Annotated in this window: 3 protein-coding genes; all 3 read left to right on the top strand. The window is 40.1% G+C overall.

The features are described from left to right. On the top strand, nt 1-3115 hold a 3115-nt coding region (locus ACEW8O_RS24530; RefSeq protein ID WP_373497267.1), incomplete at its 5' end, for a biopolymer transporter Tol. Between the two features lie 24 nt (nt 3116-3139). Next, on the top strand, nt 3140-4018 hold the full coding sequence (locus tag ACEW8O_RS24525; protein ID WP_373497266.1) for a YicC/YloC family endoribonuclease: 879 nt from the start codon (nt 3140-3142) through the stop codon (nt 4016-4018). Between the two features lie 266 nt (nt 4019-4284). Continuing rightward, nucleotides 4285-4449, top strand: a complete 165-nt coding sequence (locus tag ACEW8O_RS24520) for a hypothetical protein (RefSeq protein WP_373497265.1) — start codon at nt 4285-4287, stop codon at nt 4447-4449. Nucleotides 4450-4457 lie beyond the last annotated feature (8 nt).

Here is a 4457-nt window from a genome sequence, read left to right as displayed (position 1 = left end):
GTTCACCATTGACGGTCAGACTTTTTTCAGTAGGTTGATAGGTGAAGTGGCTTTCACAGGAACCTGGGAATCATTTAAAAGAGAATTGATTTATACTACCTCAAAAGTAATCATTGAGGAGATGCTGTATGGTTCCACCATAGCTGATGCGTTTCAATCCAACCTTATCAATAGTTTTCCGGAGTGGTATATAGAAGGCGCAGCCATGTATCTTGCCCATGGATGGAGTATGGAGATGGATGATTTTGTGAGACATCATTTCAAGGAAAATAAAACCATTAAACTCCATAAACTCATAAACAGGGAAGCAGGACTGGTAGGGCAATCGGTTTGGAATTTTATAGTGGAAAAATATGGAAGAAGGTATATCTCAAGTATCTTGAATCTGAGTAGGATCAACAGAAATGAGGAAAACAGTATTGCCAATACCATAGGACTCAATTACAAAACTTTTCAGGATCAATGGAGGCAATTTTACCTCAATACCAATCAGCAGGTATTTACGACTTTCAAAGAAATAAACCAATCCAATGAAATAGCATCTACTTCGACCTCCCACCTTGGGATCATTAATGATATCAAATTCAGCCCGGATGCCAAGCATCTTGCTTATGTGATCAATAATGGTGGTAGATTCAAAGTGCAGGTGAGGGAATTGGCCAATGGACGCGAAAGAACCATTTATGCCGGCGGAGCAGTATCATCGGATCAACCTGTAAATCTATCCTCACCCATCATTGCTTGGCGTGATACATTGAATCTGGCCATAGCTACTTTCAGAAGGGGTACCACCACATTGCGAAGCAGAGCTATTGACGGTTCGGCACAGGATAAGATTTTTCTTAGAAATATCACTCAGATTCTGAGCCTGGATTTCAATTCATCAGGCAGAAACATGGTGCTTTCGGCTATTTCCAACGGTAAATCGGACATATACTCACTCAATGTCAGAGGGGTGGGAAAGAGGATTACCAACGATGTTTTTGATAATATCACTCCGGTTTTCCTGAATGATTCGACAATAATTTATGCATCAAATCAAGTCGCAATAGCGGATTCTTTGCTCACAAGAACACCTGATGTGAAATTACTGCCGGATTATTTCAACTTGTATCAGGTGGATATGGAAGACTCGGTCAAAATCACCAAGTTGACCAATCTCAATAACCGAAACATCAGGCCAAGGGTATTGAACGGTAACAATGTACTTTTTTTAAGTGACCAGAGTGGCATTATGAATCTGATGAGGTTGACGATCTCAAATGGAATTGCCAGCCAAATGTCAGCATTTAACAAGAGCTTGGAGGCTTTTGACTACTCTTCTAAAGTAAACAGGATTGCCTACTCCTATCGTGATGGAAACCAAAGCAGGTTGGTTTTGGAATCATATTCCAATATCGATCAATTTACCCCAAGTACTCCCAGGATACAGCTTTCACAAGCCAAATCTTTATCAGAAAGAATCTCTTCCAGAAGGACTGAGATGGAGGAAGAACAAAGGCCTACACAAACTGAAATCGTGAGAAGACCTGTTCAGACCCAGGCCAAAAGGGATACTACCTTGAACATAAGGCTGGAGGATTTGCTTTTGAGTCCGCCCCCAACAGGAACAACACCTCCTACGACTACCACACCACCAACAACCACACAACCCTCAGTCCCTGATCCGGTTTTGAAGACCGGAACTGAGGAGATGGAAACGGATACAATCCCTGCCCCGAAAAGCCTTACGGGCAGCATCAGTACCGACAGACTTAGATTTGAAAGAAAGGGTGGAATAGATACTGACAATTATACCTTTGATACTATTCCGGTGATACCGTCCCCTGAGAGCAGGCCTGTTCAGGCAAGTGGAAGAAGTAATATTCTCGAAAACTTCAGAAAACAGAGTCTTCAAAAACGGGTGACAGGTCCAAGAAGGATGATGCCGCAATTTATTACCAATAGTCTCAGTTCAGATTTTGTTGTCGATCCACTGAGGAATTTTGGCTTTGCCCTCTCAGGAAATATGACTGACATTTTGGATAATCATAATTTTAAAGGCGGTATCATGGTACCTTTGGACTTCAGGTCGGGAAGCGATGTGTTTTTTCAATATGAATACCTCAAACAAAGAATTGACTTTAGGTTCAGATATGATAGAAGGGCGTTGCAGATTCCTCCACAAGACATTATATTACGGCGACGGTATGTCCTGAACAAAGCGGAATTTGGCTTCTCCTATCCTTTCAACGTGCACTCGAGGGTGACCCTTTCCCCGTTCATAGCCAACACACAATATTTCAACCTTAATCCTGATTCAATTATAAGAGGTCAGGTGCCTGAACAAAACAGGTTGGATGTCAATTACGCAGGTGGAAGGTTTGAATTAGTCTATGACAATACACAGCAGATAGGACTCTACATGCAAAAAGGACTGAAGGCCAAAACCGGAGTCGTACATTATCAAGGGCTGAATTTGGCAGAAAGATCGTTTTCAAACTTCTATCTTGACTTCAGAAATTATCAGAGTATCCATAAAAACATCATCCTTGCTTCCCGCTTGTATTTAGGTTCATTTTTTGGCAGCAACCCACAGAATTACCTCGTAGGGGGAATGAACAATTGGGTTTTTAATCAATTTTATAGCCCACCAAGTAACAGACCTGAAGAGTCACCGGTGAGAAATCCTGAGGGGGTAGAAAATTCCAATATTCTATTTGCAGAATTCGTCGATTTGAGGGGTTATCTGTTTGATGAAATCAGAGGAAGAAATGTGATGACGTTCACCACAGAACTCCGAATCCCTGTTTTCTCATATTTGTCAAGGGGAAATATTACTTCCAATTTTGTCAAAAACTTCCAATTGGTGGCATTTTATGATATAGGATCTGCCTGGAATTCCGCAGCTCCTTGGGAGAGGGTCAACGATCAGAATACTGAAATTATCAGTACACCTGGATCTCCTTTCGTCATTACCCTCAATAATTTCAACAATCCATGGCTGCAAAGTTATGGAGGAGGTTTGAGAACGGTGCTGTTGAATTATTACTTCAAGTTTGATGTGGCGAAGCCTGTCAGGAATTACCAAGGAGATGATCTGAAATTTTACGTTACCTTAGGATATAATTTCTAATTTTGTTTCAATCAATTATTTATTATGATCAAATCAATGACAGGTTATGGCTTGGCCGGCCTGGAGGACAATAATTTCAATATAAGCGTCGAAGTCAAAACCCTCAACTCTAAATTTTTGGACCTTTCTATCAGATCTCCCAAGCAGTTTTCTGACAAGGAATTGGAGATCAGGAATATGGTCAGCGGGGTATTGGAGAGGGGCAAAGTCAACCTCAATATTGAATTCGCCAACAAGACTTCCGATGACCTTCCTGTAGGTATCAACGAGGAACTTTTTCTCAATTATTACAATAAATTCCAAGCCTTGTTGCAAAAAGCGGGTAGTCAAAGTGAGGATATATTCAAGCTGGCCCTGCAATCCCCTAATGTCATTACCAATGTGGCAGAAAAAAACTCCGATAATCAGGAATGGGAAAATGTCAAAACTGCCATTGCCAAAGCACTTAATGAATGTGATGTTTTCAGAAGCGATGAAGGGAAAGTGTTGGAAGGTAAATTTTTGGAGAATCTGTCAGTGATCAGGAAAGGACTTGCCGAAGTCAAAGTAGCTGACCCGGTACGCAAAGAAAGAATCAGGGAAAGGATCAGGAATAATTTCAAGGATTGGTTGGAGGAAAACAGTTTCGACAAAAACCGCTTCGAGCAGGAACTGATTTACTATTTTGAAAAAATCGATATCACAGAGGAATTGGTAAGGTTGGAAACCCACCTGGATTATTTTGAGAAGAACCTGAAAGAAGACAACAATCAGGGAAAAAAACTGGGCTTTATCAGTCAGGAAATCGGCCGTGAGATCAACACCATTGGTTCCAAAGCCAATGACGCACAGATACAGAAGCATGTGGTCATCATGAAGGACGAACTGGAAAAGATCAAGGAACAGTCCCTGAATATTTTGTAGGGGATTGGCAATAATTTTATTTGGTTTAAGTGTAACCAATCCGTAACATACCTTTACTTTTTCCTGCCACATTTGGCCACAGTTAAAATTAAAACTATTGAAATAATCCTGCTTAACATCCAAAGAATTATTTACTTATAAAGTAAGTAGCTGGTAAATAGCATAGTTAGTTCAAATAGTATCTTTTGTGGCATCATTTTTCAATATACATAACTGTATCATTATCATTTCCTTCTAGTAAGGGGATTCAAACAAATCAAATAGTTATGAAAAATTACATTTTAAAAATTTTAGTGTTTTTCCTTATTTTGACCACTTTTACCGGCTGCAGTGTGATTGGTGATATTTTCGAAGCCGGCATGTGGATGGGGATAATAATAGTCGTTCTGGTTATCGCTTTGGTTTTTTGGATTATAAAAAAATTGCTATAAATATTTTT

The organism is Aquiflexum sp. (assembly GCF_041749095.1).
Classification (GTDB): domain Bacteria; phylum Bacteroidota; class Bacteroidia; order Cytophagales; family Cyclobacteriaceae; genus Aquiflexum.
The sequence above is the reverse complement of the archived record's forward strand: the minus strand, read 5'-3'. Positions and strand labels throughout refer to the sequence as shown.